Raw genomic sequence first — 18,822 nt, 5'->3', positions numbered from 1 at the left:
TATGATGATTGCTGGGACCCTGAACGCCCGGCGCGGGTCGAAGATGCCGGATCATGTGGTCGAACCGGATGGGTGAGCCGGTTGTTTTCGGGGCAAGAGCAGCTGGAAGTAGTCAATAGCAAAAGCCTACGCTCGCGTGGTGTTGCCCGAAGTGACGCGGTCAACAGCTTGCTTGATCAGTTGGATCAGGACGCGGCAGATATTGTATATGATCCCAAAAAACTGACTGCCTATGACGAAGATAAGATCATGGCGCTCTCCACTGCTCCGTCGGGTTCCCCAAAAGCAAAAATCTTTGGCCGTCTTATTCAAGAAGCAGATCTGGCGCTGCAACGCGGTCCGTTTTCTGTTGTCGACAAAATGTCCGCGCCGCCCAGTGACGACAAACATGACTATTACAATCCCGCTCCGTACTGGTGGCCAAACCCAAACACTGCAAACGGGATGCCGCTTGTCTACAAAGACGGTTTGCGGATTCCCGGTACCAAACTTTACGACGCGGAAAGCGACAATTTCGATCGCACCAGATTGCAGCGTCTGTTTGACGACACAACAATTCTGGCGCTGGCGTGGAAAACAACAGGCAATCTTGGCTATGCCGAGCACGCCACTCGAAACATCCGCCATTGGTTCATTTCCGAAGACAGCAAAATGAACCCGCATCTGATGTTTGCGCAATCCAAGACTGCCAACCCTTCCGGGGCTGAAGGCAAGTCTGGATTGATTGAAATGAAGGATTTGTATTTCCTATTGGATGCAGTGCGACTTCTTGAACAATCCAGGACCTTTGGCGTTGAGGATCAAACCGGATTACGGGAATGGCTCACCAGCTATCTGGACTGGCTGCTGACCAGTGAAAAAGGCCAGGCTGAACGAAAATCGCATAACAACCACGGCACCTGTTTTGATCTACAAACGGCAGCTATTGCCGCTTATCTTGGCAACCGGGCGTTGCTGCAATCAACCTTCCGTACCAGCAGGGAACGTCTGCTAACCCAGTTTTCGAACAGCGGCGAACAACCCTATGAAATGAAGCGCACCCAAACGGCGCATTATTGCTGCTTCAACCTTCAGTGTTGGGTAAACCTTGCAACTCTGGCAGCCCGTTGTGGTCACAATCTGTGGCAGTTTGAAGGACAAGAGGGCCAGGGGCTCGCAATCGCATTCAACTGGCTGTTGCCATATTTGGCAAAAGAAACTTGGCCATTTGAGCAAATCGAACAATTCGACCGGGATCGTTTTCTACCACTGTTCTTTACGGCGAAACAGCTCGCTACCCGCGGCAGTGGTGGCTTTGGTGCAAAACCCGAACAGGCAAAACCACTGTTCTTCCCGCATGATGGTATTATGCCGTTTTGGATGCTGGGTCATACACCTCTTCGTGGTTCAGCAAGCAAAAGCACGCGTGCGTTGACGCAAACTGTGTCAAACGTCGAAGCTCCAGTCATCGACAGCATTGTTGGTGACGGGAAATCACATGAGCAAGAAATTGATCTACCACTGTTGGACAAGAAAATGTGGGGTGGGTTTTCCAAATTAGCTCAAACTGAGATGGAGACGATTAAAGGAGATCCGGAAACGCCACAAAAGAAAATCAATGGGGCGGCACAACAGTTGGCGCGTTGGCATTTTGCTGCCGGCGATTTGGATGGTGTGTTGCAGAACGTGGAAAACATGAGGGCTTTAAATAGCGTCAAAGACTGTGAGCGAAGATTGTTGGAAGCATACTGTCGGCAACAGCTCGGCCAACTGGACGCCTCTGAAACTCTCCTGCAGCAATCGCTTCGGCGTTTCCCTGATAACGCAAATCTTTGTTTGGCGATGGCTAATTTACATGGTGGACTTGGCTCTGTTCAAAATGCTGAGGACGGCAAAAATGGGCTGTACTGGCTCAATCAGATTTACAATGAGGCCGGTCTATTGCCGCTAGAAAAACAAGAAGAAATGGATGACCAAAACGCCGCTTTGGTGAACTTCTTGCCGCAGAACAAAAAAACACCCAAAGAGAGTGGCGGGCCACTTGTTACCGTTATTGTCACAGTGGGTGGCGACTACCCGTACCAAGCAATTGCGTTGCAGAGTTTACGCCAACAAGTATGGCAAAACCTTGAGATCATAGTTGTTGATATGACTGGTCAGGACAACACGGCGGCTGATCTGCTCACGGTAGCCAGCTCTGACAGTCGGGTGAAGATTGTATCTGCGCCGGATCTCAAATGGGAATACCAGGCCCGCAATCTTGGTCTTCAACAGGCTTCTGGTACGTACGTTACCACGCATTGTGCAAACGAGATTGCGCATCCTGAAAAAATTGCTCAACAAATGTCTGAGTTGGAAACCCAGAGCTGCGAAGCTGTAATGTCTTGCAAGGCTTCACTGGCCAAAAATATGCAGTTTGTTGCTGGCTGGTATCCCGAGTTTTCATTGGTATCTGATCTAAGCGAAAGCCTGTTGCTTCCAACTGAGATACTTGTCCAGATGGGCGGGTGGGACGCTGTAGAGCAAAATCCAGATGCCTATTTGCTGTGGCGGGTGAAAAAGCTCTTTGGTTCAGATGCCGTGGGCATTGCCCGTAATCAAGTCCCGCTTTCCTTTGTCACGCACACTTACGCAAGCAATATGCCGACGCATCAGAGCTTTTCTTATGGGCGCCAGAGGGATGAACACAAAAGACAGGTTAGGTTTATACAACATCAACTGGCTGAAGCCGACACAGAACAGCTATCAGATGATCAATCTGCAACTGTTTTTCCGGCTCTTGCCGAACTCGCTTCCCGAAGGAGCAAATACGACGTTATTTATTTGGGCGACTTTGCAGAGGGGGCGGTCGGCCTGTCTGTTTTGATCAGGCACCTGGTTCAAGCTGAACAAAATGGTCAGCGTGTCGGAGTGTTTAATTGGCCAGATTACCACTCACAATGGGACGCGGATCTAGGCGCAGAGCTGACAGAGCTTATTGATGATGGGACTGTGACACTGATTAGTGGTGGTGAAAGCGTCACCGCCCAAAAACTGATCATTTGCAATCCATATATTGTCGAACATGCCATAGACGGTTTCCCCACTTTTGCCGCTCAGAACGCAGACGTGTTATGTGGCGCCGAGCTGGCAACCGCTGAGATATTTGACGGTTTCCGAAGGACGATGCCAACATCTGAAGAAATTGAGGAAGCGATTCAGGCACCGTGTAATTGGGTTGCGATTTAAGTCGAAAGAAAATGCAGGTGTGGTCTCAATTCCTGCTGCGTTTCACTGTGGAATTGGGTGTTAGAAAGTGCATCTGAGCCAGCTGCGTATGTGTAGGGTTGTTTTTTCTCAGTCTCCCTGCATCTATGGGTGATGCCCCTTTATTTTATGGGAAATATGCACATAAAAACCCTTAAACTTCCTGCAAAATATTGACTTTTTAAGCACTAAAGTCATATTGTTTACTAATTAGAATTGGATTTACTGCGGAGGGGGATATGTCCAAAAAGACTACGGTAATTTCCGCGTTGACGTTTCTAGTAGCTCAAGTTGGCTTTACGCCAGCAACGTTGGCCAAAACACAATCGGTAGCACAACAGTGTCAAGAACTCTTGGACACCGGTAACCGTGCCATATTACAAGAACAGCTGGAGCTGTTGCTTGATCAGGACCCGAACCACGAGTGTATTCCAATGATCGTTGGTTTGCTTGGCGGTGCGCCTTTGGCTCTTGCTGAGGATGGGGATGCTGATCGCAGCGATGATGAAGACCGGAGCCAAGGGCAATCGGATCCCGGCGTATCTGTTTCAGCCTATTGAATTTCATGTGCAGAAGTGGCTTGAAAGCCACTTCTGATTTTCGGTTTTCGCCTAGGCGCAACGTTGAATAAAGCGGGATGCGTAGGCGTAACTCATCCGCATAATGCCGCTCTTCAAACCACCTTTGGCTGCGATCCAGTCTTGAACCCAGTGAGGGTACTTCTTCATCAGATAGTTGGTGCCCCACTCATTTGCCTGCCTCGATGCACTATGCGCACGGTGAAACCCAAAAGACGCGCCTGGGGTTATGCAGGTTTGTGAGCTAGGCAGCGACAAGAAAAGCGTGCAGGCCGATTGGCAGCTTCCCGAAATCTGGACGCTAAGATTTTGTTTCCTAGCGCGCGACACCCTTTTGGCATAGCTTATGATACTGCCGCCATTGTCATGCCGTATGACGATATCAGAGGGACGGGGCGGCTGTGCCGCGATGGAAGTCTGGGTGCTGGCCACAGACAATACTGCAGCAACAAAGGCTGCAGTCAAAAACTGACGTGATTTCATGCTCGATTCTCTTTTTTTGTATGGTTCTATGCCATACCTGTTAAGGAACCAATATCTCTGTTGGACCGTAGGATTTGTATCATCAAGTTGGTGTGCAAAATCCCGCCGATAAATAACACAACCGTTGCCAATTGCGGTGCTTGCAATCTGGCTTTGATGTTGAAAATCAAAAACAAACCGGTCGCTGTGGAACGCGGTTTCAGTTGCTGTTCTGGGCCATCCTTGATTGTACATGTGTGTGCTCACGTCAATGGAACTAAGAAGAAACCAGATGTTCGTCTGGCGCTTCATCAGCCAAATTCGTCAATGATTTAGGCGTGAGTGTGACGCTTCAATGGTCGATTCGAGGTTGTTTGAGGCGCATTGGATATAGGTGGCTCGTCATGAAGCGAACCCTCAGATCACCAAACTTTTGATCTATCAATTAGGTCTAGCGGGCGTGCAAGGAGCAAACTCACTCCCAGGGCGGAACATAAAAAGAGGCCTTAATCCTGTCCATCACCACGGTTGTCTTAAACCCCTTAATGTCTGGGTTGTCGTAGAGAAAGTTCCGGGTGAAACTCTCGTATTCCTTCATATCCCGGACCGCGACAATCAAGACGAAATCCGTGTCTCCGGTAACGTAATAAGCGCTCATGACAGTGGGCTCATGGCGCACTGACTTCTTGAAATGATCAATAATATCAGACCGTTCACGTTCTAGCTGTACATTGACCATCATTGTCATTGGTCGATCAACAGCTTCGCTGGATACAATCGAAACATCCGCCTCGATGATTTTGTCCCGACGCAACCGGTTCAGTCTGCGCTGTGTTGACGTTGGAGAAAGCCCAACCTTCTCCGACAGCTGCGCCGAGGTCAGCTGATTGTTCAATTGTACCTCGTGCAGAATTTTTCTGTCGAGTTCATCCAGATTGCTCATACCGGGCGCTTCCTAACAAAAAATGCAGAAAAAATGCACAGTTTTGAAAACATCGCGGAATTTCTGCGTGCGTGTTGGCTACACTGAGGGCAGGGAAAATACCAGCACTCACGAAGGCTAAGCCATCACTCACGGAACAACGGAGCATCCTATATGAACGCATCAGACCTGCCTTTTTCGGTCGAGGAATATGATGACCGAATTGCCCGGGTCCGGGCCGCGATGGAGCAGAAGGGGATAGATCTGCTCGTGGTTACGGATCCGGCCAATATGGCCTGGCTCACAGGCTATGAAGGCTGGTCGTTCTATGTGCATCAGGCAGTGCTAATCGGCCCGTCTGGTGCGCCGCTCTGGTGGGGTAGGGCGATGGACGCACTAGGTGCCAAACGCACCGTGTTCATGGATGCTGATGATATCCACGGGTATCAGGACGATTACGTTCAAAACCCAAACAAACACCCAATGCAGGATCTGGCGCAACTGATCAGTGCTAAGGGCTGGCAGGGCGCGCGTATCGGTCTGGAAATGGACAATTACTATTTCACAGCAGCGGCTTATATGTCCTTGGTGCAGTCCTTGCCTCAAGCGAAATGGGTGGATGCCAACGTATTGGTCAACTGGCAGCGCGCGGTCAAAAGCGAGGCCGAGATCACCTATATGCGCCGAGCCGCGCGCATCGTGGAACACATGCATGCAACTATTCTGGAGCGTGCCGAGCCGGGCATGAAAAAGAACGAACTGGTGGCCGACATCTATCACGCCGGTATCTCGGGGGCAGATGGCCACTGGGGTGACTATCCGTCGATCGTACCGCTGGCCCCATCCGGGCAAGACGCCACTGCGCCGCACCTCACATGGGATGACAGCCCGCTAATGGCAGGAGAGGCGACATTCTTTGAAATCGCAGGCGTTCATCGCCGCTATCACGCTCCACAGTCCCGCACCCTGTTCTTTGGTGAGCCACCTGCCAAGTACCGTCAGGCTGAGGATGCTGTGCTCGAGGCCGTTGCAGCCGGCATGGAACAAGCCAAGCCGGGCAACCATGCCCAAGACATCGCCAACGCATTCAACGCTACCCTGAACCGTCTCGGGTTCGAAAAGGATAGCCGCTGTGGCTATCCTATTGGCTTGTCCTATCCGCCGGACTGGGGCGAGCACACCTTCTCGCTGCGCCGCGACGATATGACGGTGCTGCAACCGGGGATGACCTTCCACTTTATGCCCGCCCTGTGGCTGGATGACGGGGGTATTGAAATTACCGAGCCAGTTCTGATCACAGAAAATGGCGCAGAAAACCTGTGTAATACCCCGCGCGGGCTGGTGGTAAAGGGCTGATCATGCGGAATAATCCAATCACGCCCACCGTCGACTTTGAGGTTGACGGGGTTCACCATGGCCATCTGCGTCTGCCCTATAGCCGCGATGACAGCGCTTGGGGCTCGGTGATGATCCCGATCACTGTGGCCAAAAACGGCGACGGTCCCACGGCCTTGCTGACCGGCGCTAACCATGGCGATGAATACGAGGGGCCACTGGCACTAGTTGATCTGGCCGCAACCCTCAGGGCCGACGACATTTCGGGCCGCGTTATCATCGTTCCCTTCATGAACGAACCCGCCTTTGCGGCGGGACGGCGGACCTCTCCTATTGACGGCGGCAACATGAACCGAGCCTTTCCGGGGCGGCCTGACGGCACCGTGACCGAGAAAATTGCCGACTATTTCCAGCGTACTTTGCTGCCCATGGCCGATGTCGTGCTTGACTTCCATTCAGGTGGCAAAACGCTTGAATTCCTGCCCTATGCGGCGTCGCATGTGTTGGACGACAAAGAGCAAGAGGCCCGCTGCTGCGCCGCTCGCGACGCCTTTAACGCGCCGTTTTCCATGCAAATGCTCGAGATCGACTCGATGGGCATGTACGACGACGCGGCCGAGGGGATGGGCAAGACCTTTGTCACCACCGAACTGGGCGGCGCTGGCACATCAAGCGTCGAAACCGTCGAGATCGCCCGCAAGGGCGTGCGCAATCTTCTGATCCATGCGGGTATTCTGAAAGGGGAGATTGAGCTGTCTAAGACACGCCACCTCACTCAGACCGATGACTCCTGTTTCCACTTCTCTGAAACCGAGGGGATGGTGGATTTCACAGTCTCGTTGGGCGATCCGGTTACCCAGGGCCAGCTTTTGGCCCGCGTCTGGCCGACACAACGTACTGGAATACCCCCTCTCGAAATCCACGCCCAGATGGACGGGTTACTGGCGGTGCGCCATGTGCCCGGACTGATCCAGATGGGCGACTGCCTTGCCGTACTGGCGCAAGAACACTCCAAATAGAAAGACCTGACATGTTGACCAATGACACCCTCGCGCAATGGGACCGCGAGACCTTTTTCCATCCCTCAACCCATCTGGCCCAGCACGCACGTGGCGATACCCCAACACGGGTGATTTCAACGGGTGAGGGGGTCCATATCACCGACCGTGATGGGCGCAAAATGCTGGATGCCTTTGCTGGGCTGTACTGCGTCAACGTCGGCTATGGCCGCACCGAGATTGCCGAGGCGATCTCCAAACAAGCGCATGAACTGGCCTATTACCATTCCTATGTGGGCCACGGCACCGAGGCCTCGATCACTTTGTCCAAGATGATTCTGGACCGCGCGCCTGATCACATGTCCAAGGTTTACTTCGGCCAGAGTGGCTCGGATGCAAACGAGACCAACATCAAATTGGTCTGGTATTACAACAATATCCTTGGCCGCCCTGAGAAAAAGAAAATCATCTCGCGCTGGCGCGGCTACCACGGATCCGGCCTGATGACGGGTTCATTGACCGGGCTAGAGCTGTTCCACAACAAGTTCGATCTGCCATTGTCGCAGGTGCTCCACACCGAGGCCCCGTATTATCTGCGTGGCGCAACCGAAGGCATGTCAGAAGAAGAGTTCTCCGCTGATTGCGCTGCTAAGCTGGAAACAATGATCTTGGCCGAAGGTCCCGACACCATCGCCGCCTTCATCGGTGAGCCCATTCTGGGCACTGGCGGCATCGTGCCACCGCCTGCCGGATATTGGGAGGCGATTCAGCCGGTTCTGGAGAAATATGACATCCTGCTGATCGCGGATGAGGTTGTCACCGGCTTTGGTCGTCTGGGCACCATGTTTGGTTCGACTCATTATGGGATCAAGCCCGATATCATCACCATCGCCAAGGGCCTCACCTCGGCCTATGCGCCTTTGTCAGGCTCGATCGTGTCTGACAAGATGTGGAAGGTGCTAGAACAGGGGACAGATGAAAACGGCCCCATCGGTCACGGCTGGACCTATTCGGCGCACCCCATTGGGGCAGCGGCAGGTGTAGCCAACCTCAACTTGATTGACGAAATGGGCTTGGTGGAAAACTCCGGCACCACTGGGGCATATCTGCTTGAACAGTTGACCAATGTGCTTGGCGACCATCCAAATGTTGCGCAGGTGCGCGGCGAAGGCTTAATGTGTGCGGTCGAATTTGCCGAAACATCCAAGCCACTCAACTTCTTCGATCCAAGCAAAAAGGTCGGTTATGAAATCTCCTCGGCCATGGCGCGCCGTGATGTGATCGCTCGGGCAATGCCGCAGGGCGATATCCTCGGCTTTGCTCCGCCTCTTTGCATCACCCGCGACGAGGTGGATCACGTGGTAGCCGTCACCAAAGAAGCCTTGACTGAAATTCTGGGCTGAAACTAACAACCGCCGCCCCGCATTCGTTGGGCGGCGATTTACTCACAAAATAACTTGATGCTCGCGCTGGCCGCTAATTCCGGTCTCAATGCAAAACGTCTGGCCCGCCTGCGCGTCTTCACAGTCCACTGCGGCTGTGGTCACAAATAGCGTGCTCAGATCATCGCCACCAAATGCCGGGCACGACGCCTGTTGCGCAGGCACTGGCCAGACAGACAGCAAGGCACCGCTGGGCGAATACCGAGCCACGCGCGCCGCGCCCCACTGTGCATTCCACAGGCACCCCTCGGCATCGACGACAGCTCCGTCAGGACCAAAGTCTTCGGCTGAAAAGTCCAGAAACACCTCAGGCTTTCCAACAGGCCAGCCGTCCGCAGGCTCCAGTGGTTGCCGCATGATCCGGCCATCCGCCGTGTCAGTAAAATAGGCGCAGGACTGATCAGGCGCAAAACAGATCGCATTGCTGATGGTGATGTCGCCAAACAGCTTTTTCAGCTCACCCCGATAATACCGATAAATCGCGCCAGCACCCGGTTCGGCATTGAACCCCATAGTGCCAATCCAAAACCCGCCCCAGGGATCCGCGCGCCCATCGTTTGACCGCGTCACCGGGTTGTCAGCCTCAAGCTCTACAACCAGCTCTCGCTGACCCGAGCCAATGCCAAAGCGATAGAGCCCACTGTCGCTGGCCATCAGTAGCGTGTCGTGATCCACCCAGCCCGCCGCCGAAACACATTCATCAAACTGCCAAACACGTTCTGCGGCACCGACCTGCGTCAGCAGTTTCTTAGAAAGAATATCAAACCAGAACAGCTGCTTTCGTCCGGAGTGCCACAAGGGCCCTTCGCCAAGCGTGCAGGCCGTGTCGCCAAAGACCTGCGCCTGTGTCATGCAAAGGTCGCATCATAGGCCGCAACTATGGTAGCGGCGCAGGTGCCTACATCTTGGGCAGAGAAGCCGGGTTTGTAGATCCCAGTGCCCATACCAAACCCGCAAGCCCCAGCACGCTTCCAGTCTGCAAAATCATCGGGTCCCACGCCGCCAACTGCGTATGTCTTGGTGCCGTCGGGCAAGACCGCGCCAACCACTGCCAGCCCGTCGGTTCCGATCTTGAAGGCCGGGAACAGCTTTAGCCCATCGGCGCCTGCGCGCAGGGCGGCAAAACACTCGGTTGGGGTCATCACCCCGGGATAAGGCAGCATTCCGGCGGCTTTGGTGGCTGTGATCACCTGCGTATTGCAATCAGGCGAAACCACCAACTGCGCGCCAATCCCGGCCAGTTGGGCCACGGCCTCGGTGTCCAGAACCGTACGCGCTCCAACAATCGCCCGCCCATCGCAGTGTTTAACCAAACGGGAGATGCTGTCATAAGGCGTTGGAGAGTTCAGTGGCACTTCGATTTTGGTGATACCAGCCTGAATGAGAGCATCGGCAATGTCGCAAACCTCATCTGGCTGCATGCCACGCAAAATGGCGATGATCTCTCGTGTCATGTGTCGTCACCTGTCAACCGGGCATATGCCGCGCGCAATTCATTCAGGGTCATGTCATCAGCCGCAATGTTGCGCACAAAAGCCCCTTGCTGGGTCAAGGCACTATCATAAGCGCGGGCGAGATTGCTTTCGCCAACAACCGCCACCTCTTGCCCCTGCCAATAGGGGCGCGCTGCGGCTAGCTCGATGCCGATCAGCAGCCCTGAAATCCGCGCCCGCGCGGCGTCACCGCTCAGATCATTCAACAATGTTTCAGCCCTGATCGAAAACAGATTGCCCGCAACAGCGGCAGGGCGTGACATCGCGTCCGATACGGCGGTCTCAAACGCTGCATCGTCCCAGCCGTCGCCACTCGCCGAGTGCTGTAAAACCGAACCTTGAGACAGCAGCGCAAACAGTTCTCCGGTCATGTATGTCTTAAAGCTGACAATCTCTTCGGCGCTGATATGCACCCATTTGCTGTGGGTGCCGGGCAGGCAGATCACCCCGTCGAACTTGGGGTTCCCCTTCAGGAAGCCTGCAATCTGCGTTTCCTCTCCGCGCATCACATCCGCAGGTGACGGCTGCATCACCCCGGGCAGAATATGAACCTTTAGGCGCGGGTCCTTGGTTTCCACCTTGGTCACACCGTCCAGTGCAGCGGGCTTACACGGAGGGGGCCTCGGCCTAACCTTGCCGCGCGCCAGCCATACCACAGCAGATTACCGGCACCGAACCACCTGAGGGCAGGGCGTCACCGACCAGCTCTAATAGGTTAGGTTCAAGCTGGTCAGGTGTAAGGCGTGTCATGCCGTGGTCTGTTTGGATCTGGTGCAAAACATTGCCCTGCGCATCCATCAGCCACAGCCGCAGGTGTGAGCTGCCCCAATCGGCGGCGATCCAGTCCAAGTTATCCATGTTCCTGCCCATTATCTTGTTGCAACCACACCGCCATCCACGGCGATGGTTTGGCCGATCATCATTCGGCTTGTCTTTGAGGCCAGAAATAAAATGGCGTCAACAATGTCCTGCGGTTTCAGGTGTTCTTTCAGGCACTGCCGCTCCAGATGTGCCGCCAGATCCTCGGGCGTGGCCCATTTGTCCAACTGTTTCTGTGTCAGCACCCAGCCCGGAGCCAGCGCATTGACCCGGATGCCATCGGGGCCAAACTCGCGGGCCAGTGCGCGGGTCATCCCGGTGATGCCCGCATTGGCCGTCACATAGGCCGGATAGCCCGCATTGCTCATCATGTAGCTGATGGATGAGAAGTTGATGATTGACCCGCAGCCTGCGACTTTCATGCCCTCGATCACAGCCTGACAGGCAAAGAAATAAGCCTTCAGATTCACATCCTGCGCCCAATCCCAGAACTCTTCGGTCACCTCTAGCGTGTCATGGCGCTGGTCATTGGCGGCGTTGTTCACCAGAACCGAAACTGGCCCATGGGCATCCGCGCTCTGCGCGATGGCAGCCTGCAATGCCGGGGTGTCAGTGATGTCACATTGAATGAACAGCGGGCGATGGCCGGTGGCCTGCTCCATCTGGTCGACAAATGCACTGGCGTCCGACTTGCCAACAAAGGCCACCTTCGCCCCTTGCCGCAAGAACCCTTCGATCAGGGCGGCACCAATTGCCAGATCCGCCTCCGGTAATGAAAACCGTGGCCCCGGCAAGATCATGAAATGTCGCTGTATCGCTCATCAGTGGCTCTCCGGCGTCACAAGGCGGATATCTTTGCCCACCAAAAAGTCCAGATCCGCGCCTTTGTCGGTTTGCAGAACATGGTCGATATATAGCTTGGCATAGCCAAGGGTGTAGTGAGGATCATCCGGCTGCCAATTGGCCCGACGCTCTGCCAGCACTTCCTCACCCACCAACAGTTCCAACTGCCCAGCCGAGGCACTAACGCGGATCCGGTCACCGGTTTGAACCAACGCCAACGTTCCACCCGTTTGCGCCTCGGGGCTGACATGCAGGATTACCGTGCCATAGGCGGTGCCCGACATTCGCGCATCGGAGACCCGGATCATATCCCGCACTCCTAGCTGCACCAACCTGCGCGGGATTGGCATATTGCCCACCTCGGGCATGCCCGGATAGCCCTTGGGGCCGCAGCCCTTTAGCACCAGAATTGCGTCCGGCGTCACCGGCAGATCCTAGCAGTCGATATTGGCTTTCATATCTTCGATGCTGTCAAAGACATAGGCCTCGCCTTCGTGCTCCAGAAACTGATCCGTCGCAGCCGATGGTTTCACAATGGCACCATTGGGGGACAGATTGCCGCGCAAAACCCGCTGGCCCGCCGCCGGTTTCAATGGGTCATGAAAACTATGAATGACATCGCGGTTAAAACACTCGGCCCCCTCCGCATAGGCTCCGATATCACCGCCCAGTACTGAGGGGGCAGGGCGTAAATGCCCGACGCTCTTCAGCTCATTCAGGACAATCGGCATGCCGCCCGCATAGTAGAAATCCTCCATCAAGTACTTGCCCGACGGCATGCAATTGACCAGCAGCGGAATATCCGACCCGATCTCAAAATCATTCAGTTCCAGATCATTCCCAACCCGGCCCGCCAATGCCAACTGATGTACAACCGCATTTGTTGACCCGCTCACCACCGTATTGGCCAATCTTGCGTTTTCAAAGGCTTCACGGGTCAAAATATCCGATGGCTTAAGATCCTCATCCACCATTTCAACAATGCGCTTGCCGGTCAGATGCGCCAGCGCCATGCACCGGGAGTCCACCGCCGGTAGGGCCGCATTGGTTGGCAACGATATCCCCATGGCCACGACAATGGACGCCTTGGTTGATGCCGTTCCCATGGTCAAGCAGACACCTTTGGTTCGGCTCATGCCACTTTCGGCGGCCATGAAATCTTGCAAGGCATATCATCCGCACGCACGTCTTCGGAAAACTTCCACACATTGGTGCCCGACCCGATATCCTTGCCCTGCCACTTGCCGTTCAGCATCGGCCCCGAGCTCACAACAATCGAAGGCAAATCAACGGAAGTCGCGCCCATCAGCTGCCCCGGCGTGGTCTTGTCGCAACCGCCAAGCAACACAACGCCGTCAATGCCATAGGCGCGAATGGACTCTTCAACATCCATCGCCAATAGATTGCGAAACAGCATCGCTGTTGGCCTCATCTGGGTCTCACCCAGGCTCATCACCGGGAACCCCTGGTTCTTCATCCAACTGCGGTGAATAAAACCGTCTTTGTCGGTCTTACCGTACAAATTTTGCGACCGCCGATTTTTGCTCATCTTAGGTGGTTCTATTGTGTGATTCTGGATTTCAAATATCGACAACATGGACTTCAATTTTTTGCAGGATATCAACAATCTTGTCCTGAATTTGGGGCGAGAACGGCAATGAGGACATTTATGACAGAGCAGCAAGGCAACGATGGCACCGTAGGCAAGACGTTAAAAGTGCTGGATATTGTTGTCGGGTTTGACCGCGAGGAGCACGACCTGAGCAATATCTGTGTGACAGCTCCCATCCTGACTTCGGTGGTCGTGTTTTAGAGGGGCTATCTGCCACCACAACCACAGCGCACGCAACGCTGGCCAAGCTGGAGGATCTGGCCCGGCAATTGTCGGCAACCGCCCATGGTATCGCGGTCGAGGCCGAAAACTGGCGCTTTCCCGACTAATGAGCAGTCCTTTGAGTTGATTTTAATTGCGAATTTTATTGACCAGTTGGTTAAAAAATGCCTCATTAAAAAATAGCACAACAGGGGACTGACAGATGAAGAACAGAATTTCTATCTCTCGCAGAGCCATGTTAGCCGGAACCGCAGCGCTGGGGCTGATGTTGCCCGCCACCGTTGCCCGCGCCGACACAGTGAAAGTTGCTGCAATTTATACCCTCCCGGTCGAGCAGCAGTGGATCAGCCGTATTCATCTGGCTCTGAATGCGGCCAAGGACCGCGGCGAGATCGACTATGTATTCTCGGAAAATGTCGCCAACACCGATTACGAACGGGTGATGCGCGAATATGCGGAACAGGGCGTGCAACTGGTCGTGGGCGAGGTCTTTGGCCTGGAACGCGCCGCGCGTAAAGTGGCTGCGGACTACCCGGAAACCGCATTTCTTATGGGCTCATCTTTTGGGGCGGTAGCTCCCAACTTCTCGGTCTTTGACAACTGGATACACGAGCCCAGCTATCTGTCTGGCATGGTGGCCGGTGCCGCAACCGAAACCAACGTGATTGGCATGGTTGGTGGCTATGCCATCCCCGAAGTGAACCGCTTGATGAACGCCTTTATGGACGGCGCGCGCGCAGTTAACCCGGATGTCAAATTCCTCGTGAACTTCATCGACAGCTGGTACGACCCACCCAAAGCCAAGGAAAGCGCCTTTGCGATGATGGATGCAGGCGCCGACATCATGTTCGCCGAACGCTTTGGCGTGGCCGACGCCGCGGTTGAGCGTGGGGTTAAGGCTGTGGGTAATGTGATCGACACCTCGGCTGACTATCCCAACACCATCCTGACCTCCGCGCTCTGGCATATGGAACCGACAATCGACCGCGCTATTGCAGCTGTGGCTGCGGGCATGTTCGAGGCGGCGGACTATGGTCAATACAGCTTTATGGGCTACGGCGGTGGATCACTGGTGGTGGACAAAACCCTGGTGCCCGAGGACGTACTGACCAAGGTGCAGGACACCGAAAAGTCGATCATGGAGGGCATGTTCCGCGTCAACGTAAACGACGACCGCCCGGTTTCGGACAAATAGGCATTGAAACGTAACAGAGGGCTGCGCCTGACCCTGGGTGGGTGCAAAGCGCCCTCCCGAGGGGAGGGTCGGGCGCTGCCCGGATCGAAATGCGATCCGGGTGGCGAAAGTCTCCGGCCAATATTTCAATGACAATGTCCAAAATCCTATCCTTGAACGCCCTGTCCAAGCGGTTTGGCTCCGTCGTGGCCAACGATGCCGTCAGCCTTGACCTGCATCGCGGCGAGGTACTGGCGCTGTTGGGTGAAAACGGCGCAGGCAAAACCACGCTGATGAACATGCTGTTTGGCCACTACCTGCCAGATGCTGGTAGCATTGATGTGGCGGACGAGCAGGGCGAGATGCATCCATTGCCCCTTGGCCACCCACAGGCCGCACTGGCTGCGGGCATCGGCATGGTGCACCAGCACTTTACCCTGGCCGAGAACCTCACCGCACTCGACAACATCACGCTTGGTTCCGAACCGCTGTTCTCCCTGCGCCGCGACCGCAGCGCCGCGCGGGCCAAAGTGCAGGGCATTATGGACCGCTCAGGCCTCAGCGCGCCGCTGGATACGCCGGTGGGCAAACTGACGGTGGGCGAACGGCAGCGCGTCGAAATCCTCAAGGCGCTTTATCGCGATGCCCGTATTCTGGTGTTGGACGAGCCCACCGCCGTGCTCACCCCACAAGAGGCAGACACCCTGTTTGAAAACATCGGCGCGATGACCCGCAATGGGCTGGCAGTGATCTTCATCTCGCACAAACTGCGCGAGGTTCTGGCCTTTTCCCATCGCATTGCTGTGCTGCGCCACGGGGTAAAGGTAGGCGAAATCGCGACAGACGAGGCAGATGAGCGCGTGATTGCCCGCATGATGGTGGGCGAGGACACCGCCACCATCACCCGGCAAGAGGCCCAGCCCGGTGCTCCGGTGCTGTCGCTTCAAGGGCTCAGCGTACACGGGCACTCCTCGCGCGACAGTTTGACTGATGTGAACCTGACCGTTCATGCCAATGAAATTCTTGGTATCGCCGGGGTGTCTGGTAACGGCCAGTCCGCCTTGGCGGCCGTGATCTCAGGCTTGCGCCGACCTGACACTGGCCAGATCATTGTAGATGGGGCCGAGGTGCTAAACCCGGACCCTAAAACCATGATTAAGGCAGGCATTGGCCGCATCCCCGAAGACCGCCACCACGATGGCATTGTCGGGACCATGTCGGTGGCTGAAAACATGGTGTTGGAACGCTTGGATGACCCCGAGGTGCAGACAAGGGGCCTGCTGAACCGCGATGCCATTGTTGCTAACGCCCACGCGCTTAGCCAGTCTTATGACGTGCGCGGACCCGGCATCAAGGCCAAGGCCCGGCTCTTGTCCGGTGGCAATATCCAGAAACTGATCCTGGCCCGCGTGTTTGAACAAAACGCCCGGCTGATCCTCGCAAATCAACCCACCCGTGGATTGGATATGGGTGCCGCCGCCGAGGTGGGGCGACGTTTGCTTTTTGCGCGTAACAACGGGGCAGGGGTCCTGCTGATTTCCGAGGATCTGGACGAAATCCTGGGCCTGGCCGACCGCATCATGGTGATCCACGACGGCCACCTTGCCGAGGTCACAACCCGCAACCGCGAAGAGATTGGTCTGAAAATGGCAGGAGAGCCCGCATGATCCGTATCGAGCCGCGTCAATCACCGGGCCGCCTGATGACCCTTGGGGTGCCGGTGCTTTCGGCGGTCATTGCACTTGCTCTGGCGGCTATCCCGTTGATGTTCGCAGGGGCAGACATCGCGCAGGCTTACGGCGAAATGTTCAAAGGCGTCTTTGGCTCACTCTTTGCGTTCTCCGAAATGCTGACCCGCGCCACACCGCTGATCTTCACTGGCTTGGCCGCCGCGCTCGCCTTTCGCGCCAAGCTGTGGAACATCGGGGCCGAAGGGCAGCTGTATCTTGGCGCCATGGCTGCCGTCGCCATCGGGGCAGGGGCGGCGGATATTCCCGGCCTTTTGCTGATCCCGCTGATCGTAACCCTTGGCGCCGCCGCCGGGGCCGCAGGCATGACGGTGCCCGCACTGCTTAAAACCCGCTTTGGTGCCGACGAGGTGGTGACAACGCTGTTGTTGAACTTCGTGATCCTGATTTTTGTACAAATGATGCTCGAAGGTGCGCTCAAGGATCCAATGGGATTGGGCTGGCCCCAGTCCTCGCCCATTCTGGATCAGGGCATGTTGCCACAACTGCTGCCGCGCATGCGGGTGCATTCCGGTCTGATCCTCGCCCTGATCCTCACAGGCATTGCCCAGTTCATGCTGGCACGTTCGGTCTGGGGCTTTCGCCTACGAGCTGTGGGTGAAAACGCCGCTGCCGCGCGCCATGCCGGTATTGGCGTCAATCGCTCGCTGTTTGGCGTTGCCTTTCTTTCCGGTGGTCTGGCTGGTCTGGCTGGCGTGTCCGAGGTCGCAGGCCTCAAAGGCTATCTGACAGCCGACCTGTCGCCAGGCTTTGGCTATACCGGGATTGTGGTGGCGATGCTGGCAGGGCTGTCCCCGGTGGGGGTGGTAATCTCGGCCCTGTTCATCGCTTCGGTCTTTGTCGGCGCCGACAGCATGAGCCGCTCCATTGGGGTTTCGTCCTACTTGGCAGATCTGGTGGTCTCGATGTCGCTGCTCTGTGTGCTGATCGGCGGCTTTGTCGCCCGCTACCGCATCACCCGCAGCAAACCGGTTGAGGGCGCAGCATGATGGATATCCTGCAAATCCTCCTGTCCGAAAGCTTTTGGGCCGCCTCCTTACGTATCGCCACACCGCTGATCTTTGGCGTGCTGGGCGCGCTGATCTGTGAAAAGTCCGGGGTGCTGAACCTCGGGATCGAGGGCATCTTTGCCGCCGGTGCCATGTGTGGCTGGATGGCGGTCTGGCTGGGTGCGGGCCTATGGGGTGGCGTATTGGTTGCCGCGCTTTCTGGCGCATTCTTTGGGCTGATCCACGGGGTCCTGACAGTGCCGCTGGGCCTATCGCAGCATGTCTCAGGCCTGGGCGTGACCCTGTTTGCCACGTCGCTCAGCTATTTTACCTACCGCACCGCGCTGCCCAATGTGTCCTCGCCGCCCCGAATTGAACCCTTCCGCGCACTGGATATCCCACTGCTGTCGGATATTCCGTTTTTGGGGCCGGTCCTGTTCCAGCAGACCGCGATGACCTGGCTGGCGCTGTTGATGGTGTTGGTGGTCTGGTACGTTCTGAACCGCACGGCGCTTGGCGTGGCTTTGCAGGCCGTGGGCGACAACCCCGACAGCGTCGATGCGCAAGGCCTGTCCGTCTATGGGCTGCGTATTGGTGCGGTGGTGGCCGGTTCGGCCTTAATGGCTTTGGGCGGCGCATTTCTCACCATGTCAGCCTTTGATGCGTTTTTCTTTGGAATGGTCAACGGGCGCGGTTGGATCTGCATTGCTCTGGTGATCTTTGCCAGCTGGAAACCCGGCAAGGCCTTGCTAGGGGCGCTGCTGTTCGGCGCGTTCGATGCCCTACAAGTCCGCCTGCAAACCGAGGTCGGCGCTTTGGTGCCCGGCCAGGTATTCCTGATGGCACCCTATGTGTTGTCGATCATCGCCCTGGTGGTTGCCGCGCGCAAAGCCGAATACCCGCGCGCCTTGCTCATCCCTTGGTTTAAGGGGCAGAGATAAATTTTGGTTTGCCCGACCG

General features: G+C 55.8%; 14 protein-coding genes and 3 pseudogenes. 10 read left to right on the top strand and 7 right to left on the bottom strand.

The window, feature by feature from the left end; translation table 11 throughout:
* The first annotated feature begins 72 nt into the window (after window positions 1–72).
* Window positions 73–3,207: an alginate lyase family protein gene (locus AC2T28_RS13295; RefSeq protein WP_486749469.1), complete on the top strand. Its 3,135-nt coding sequence runs from the start codon at window positions 73–75 to the stop codon at window positions 3,205–3,207.
* A gap of 257 nt (window positions 3,208–3,464) precedes the next feature.
* On the top strand, window positions 3,465–3,785 hold the full coding sequence (locus tag AC2T28_RS13290; RefSeq protein WP_486749468.1) for a hypothetical protein: 321 nt from the start codon (window positions 3,465–3,467) through the stop codon (window positions 3,783–3,785).
* A gap of 51 nt (window positions 3,786–3,836) precedes the next feature.
* Here AC2T28_RS13290 and AC2T28_RS13285 read toward each other — a convergent pair whose 3' ends face one another.
* Together AC2T28_RS13285 and AC2T28_RS13280 are read right to left on the bottom strand one after the other, a co-directional pair.
* Entirely contained in the window at window positions 3,837–4,577 is a 741-nt protein-coding gene (locus tag AC2T28_RS13285; protein WP_486749467.1) for a hypothetical protein, read from the bottom strand.
* A gap of 163 nt (window positions 4,578–4,740) precedes the next feature.
* Window positions 4,741–5,208: an Lrp/AsnC family transcriptional regulator gene (locus AC2T28_RS13280; RefSeq protein WP_486749466.1), complete on the bottom strand. Its 468-nt coding sequence runs from the start codon at window positions 5,206–5,208 to the stop codon at window positions 4,741–4,743.
* Window positions 5,209–5,361: 153 nt separating this feature from the next.
* Between AC2T28_RS13280 and doeA the strand changes: the two genes are divergently transcribed.
* The 3 genes from doeA to AC2T28_RS13265 are packed head-to-tail and all read left to right on the top strand — an operon-like array spanning window position 5,362 to window position 8,923.
* Complete coding sequence (gene doeA / locus AC2T28_RS13275) at window positions 5,362–6,543, top strand: ectoine hydrolase DoeA (RefSeq protein ID WP_486749465.1); 1,182 nt, start codon at window positions 5,362–5,364, stop codon at window positions 6,541–6,543.
* Window positions 6,544–6,545: 2 nt separating this feature from the next.
* Window positions 6,546–7,541, top strand: coding sequence for a N(2)-acetyl-L-2,4-diaminobutanoate deacetylase DoeB (gene doeB, locus AC2T28_RS13270; RefSeq protein WP_486749464.1), 996 nt, complete (start codon window positions 6,546–6,548; stop codon window positions 7,539–7,541).
* A gap of 11 nt (window positions 7,542–7,552) precedes the next feature.
* A complete protein-coding gene (locus AC2T28_RS13265) occupies window positions 7,553–8,923 on the top strand; it encodes an aminotransferase (RefSeq protein ID WP_486749463.1) in 1,371 nt (456 codons plus the stop codon).
* Window positions 8,924–8,965: 42 nt separating this feature from the next.
* On the opposite strand, the gene AC2T28_RS13260 is transcribed toward AC2T28_RS13265, so the two are convergent.
* From AC2T28_RS13260 to AC2T28_RS13240, 5 genes and pseudogenes are all read right to left on the bottom strand, one after another.
* On the bottom strand, window positions 8,966–9,814 hold the full coding sequence (locus tag AC2T28_RS13260) for an SMP-30/gluconolactonase/LRE family protein (protein WP_486749462.1): 849 nt from the start codon (window positions 9,812–9,814) through the stop codon (window positions 8,966–8,968).
* Window positions 9,811–10,416, bottom strand: coding sequence for a 2-dehydro-3-deoxy-6-phosphogalactonate aldolase (locus AC2T28_RS13255; protein WP_486749461.1), 606 nt, complete (start codon window positions 10,414–10,416; stop codon window positions 9,811–9,813). The genes AC2T28_RS13260 and AC2T28_RS13255 overlap by 4 nt, the downstream gene beginning before the upstream one ends.
* Window positions 10,413–11,325 (bottom strand): annotated as a pseudogene (locus AC2T28_RS13250) (2-dehydro-3-deoxygalactonokinase). The gene AC2T28_RS13255 and the pseudogene AC2T28_RS13250 overlap by 4 nt, the downstream one beginning before the upstream one ends.
* Window positions 11,325–12,096: pseudogene (locus AC2T28_RS13245) on the bottom strand (SDR family NAD(P)-dependent oxidoreductase). The pseudogenes AC2T28_RS13250 and AC2T28_RS13245 overlap by 1 nt, the downstream one beginning before the upstream one ends.
* Window positions 12,096–13,666 (bottom strand): annotated as a pseudogene (locus tag AC2T28_RS13240) (dihydroxy-acid dehydratase). The pseudogenes AC2T28_RS13245 and AC2T28_RS13240 overlap by 1 nt, the downstream one beginning before the upstream one ends.
* Before the next feature lie 120 nt (window positions 13,667–13,786).
* Here AC2T28_RS13240 and AC2T28_RS13235 point away from each other — a divergent pair.
* From AC2T28_RS13235 to AC2T28_RS13215, 5 genes are all read left to right on the top strand, one after another.
* On the top strand, window positions 13,787–13,930 hold the full coding sequence (locus AC2T28_RS13235) for a hypothetical protein (RefSeq protein ID WP_486749460.1): 144 nt from the start codon (window positions 13,787–13,789) through the stop codon (window positions 13,928–13,930).
* 223 nt (window positions 13,931–14,153) lie between these two features.
* Window positions 14,154–15,146, top strand: coding sequence for a BMP family protein (locus AC2T28_RS13230; RefSeq protein ID WP_486749459.1), 993 nt, complete (start codon window positions 14,154–14,156; stop codon window positions 15,144–15,146).
* A 134-nt stretch (window positions 15,147–15,280) separates the two neighbouring features.
* A complete protein-coding gene (locus tag AC2T28_RS13225) occupies window positions 15,281–16,792 on the top strand; it encodes an ABC transporter ATP-binding protein (RefSeq protein ID WP_486749458.1) in 1,512 nt (503 codons plus the stop codon).
* Window positions 16,792–17,862: an ABC transporter permease gene (locus tag AC2T28_RS13220; RefSeq protein WP_486749526.1), complete on the top strand. Its 1,071-nt coding sequence runs from the start codon at window positions 16,792–16,794 to the stop codon at window positions 17,860–17,862. Before AC2T28_RS13225 ends, AC2T28_RS13220 begins: the two co-directional genes overlap by 1 nt.
* Window positions 17,862–18,803 carry an ABC transporter permease gene (locus tag AC2T28_RS13215; protein WP_486749457.1) on the top strand — a complete coding sequence of 314 codons (942 nt, stop codon included), beginning with the start codon at window positions 17,862–17,864 and terminating at the stop codon, window positions 18,801–18,803. Before AC2T28_RS13220 ends, AC2T28_RS13215 begins: the two co-directional genes overlap by 1 nt.
* The last annotated feature ends 19 nt before the right edge of the window (window positions 18,804–18,822 follow it).

The sequence above is a fragment of the Parasedimentitalea nitratireducens genome, from assembly GCF_057444295.1.
Note: the sequence above shows the minus strand (reverse complement) of the source record. Positions and strands in the feature narration are given on the sequence as shown.

What these genes read in the sequence shown, in the direction of transcription:
- AC2T28_RS13260 (WP_486749462.1), bottom strand. Translation starts at nt 9,814, where the DNA reads ATGACACAGGCGCAGGTCTTTGGCGACACGGCCTGCACGCTTGGCGAA.
- doeB (WP_486749464.1), top strand. Translation starts at nt 6,546, where the DNA reads ATGCGGAATAATCCAATCACGCCCACCGTCGACTTTGAGGTTGACGGG.
- AC2T28_RS13230 (WP_486749459.1), top strand. Translation starts at nt 14,154, where the DNA reads ATGAAGAACAGAATTTCTATCTCTCGCAGAGCCATGTTAGCCGGAACC.
- AC2T28_RS13225 (WP_486749458.1), top strand. Translation starts at nt 15,281, where the DNA reads ATGTCCAAAATCCTATCCTTGAACGCCCTGTCCAAGCGGTTTGGCTCC.
- AC2T28_RS13280 (WP_486749466.1), bottom strand. Translation starts at nt 5,208, where the DNA reads ATGAGCAATCTGGATGAACTCGACAGAAAAATTCTGCACGAGGTACAA.
- AC2T28_RS13255 (WP_486749461.1), bottom strand. Translation starts at nt 10,416, where the DNA reads ATGACACGAGAGATCATCGCCATTTTGCGTGGCATGCAGCCAGATGAG.
- AC2T28_RS13215 (WP_486749457.1), top strand. Translation starts at nt 17,862, where the DNA reads ATGGATATCCTGCAAATCCTCCTGTCCGAAAGCTTTTGGGCCGCCTCC.
- AC2T28_RS13285 (WP_486749467.1), bottom strand. Translation starts at nt 4,577, where the DNA reads ATGAAGCGCCAGACGAACATCTGGTTTCTTCTTAGTTCCATTGACGTG.
- AC2T28_RS13290 (WP_486749468.1), top strand. Translation starts at nt 3,465, where the DNA reads ATGTCCAAAAAGACTACGGTAATTTCCGCGTTGACGTTTCTAGTAGCT.
- AC2T28_RS13235 (WP_486749460.1), top strand. Translation starts at nt 13,787, where the DNA reads ATGACAGAGCAGCAAGGCAACGATGGCACCGTAGGCAAGACGTTAAAA.
- AC2T28_RS13265 (WP_486749463.1), top strand. Translation starts at nt 7,553, where the DNA reads ATGTTGACCAATGACACCCTCGCGCAATGGGACCGCGAGACCTTTTTC.
- doeA (WP_486749465.1), top strand. Translation starts at nt 5,362, where the DNA reads ATGAACGCATCAGACCTGCCTTTTTCGGTCGAGGAATATGATGACCGA.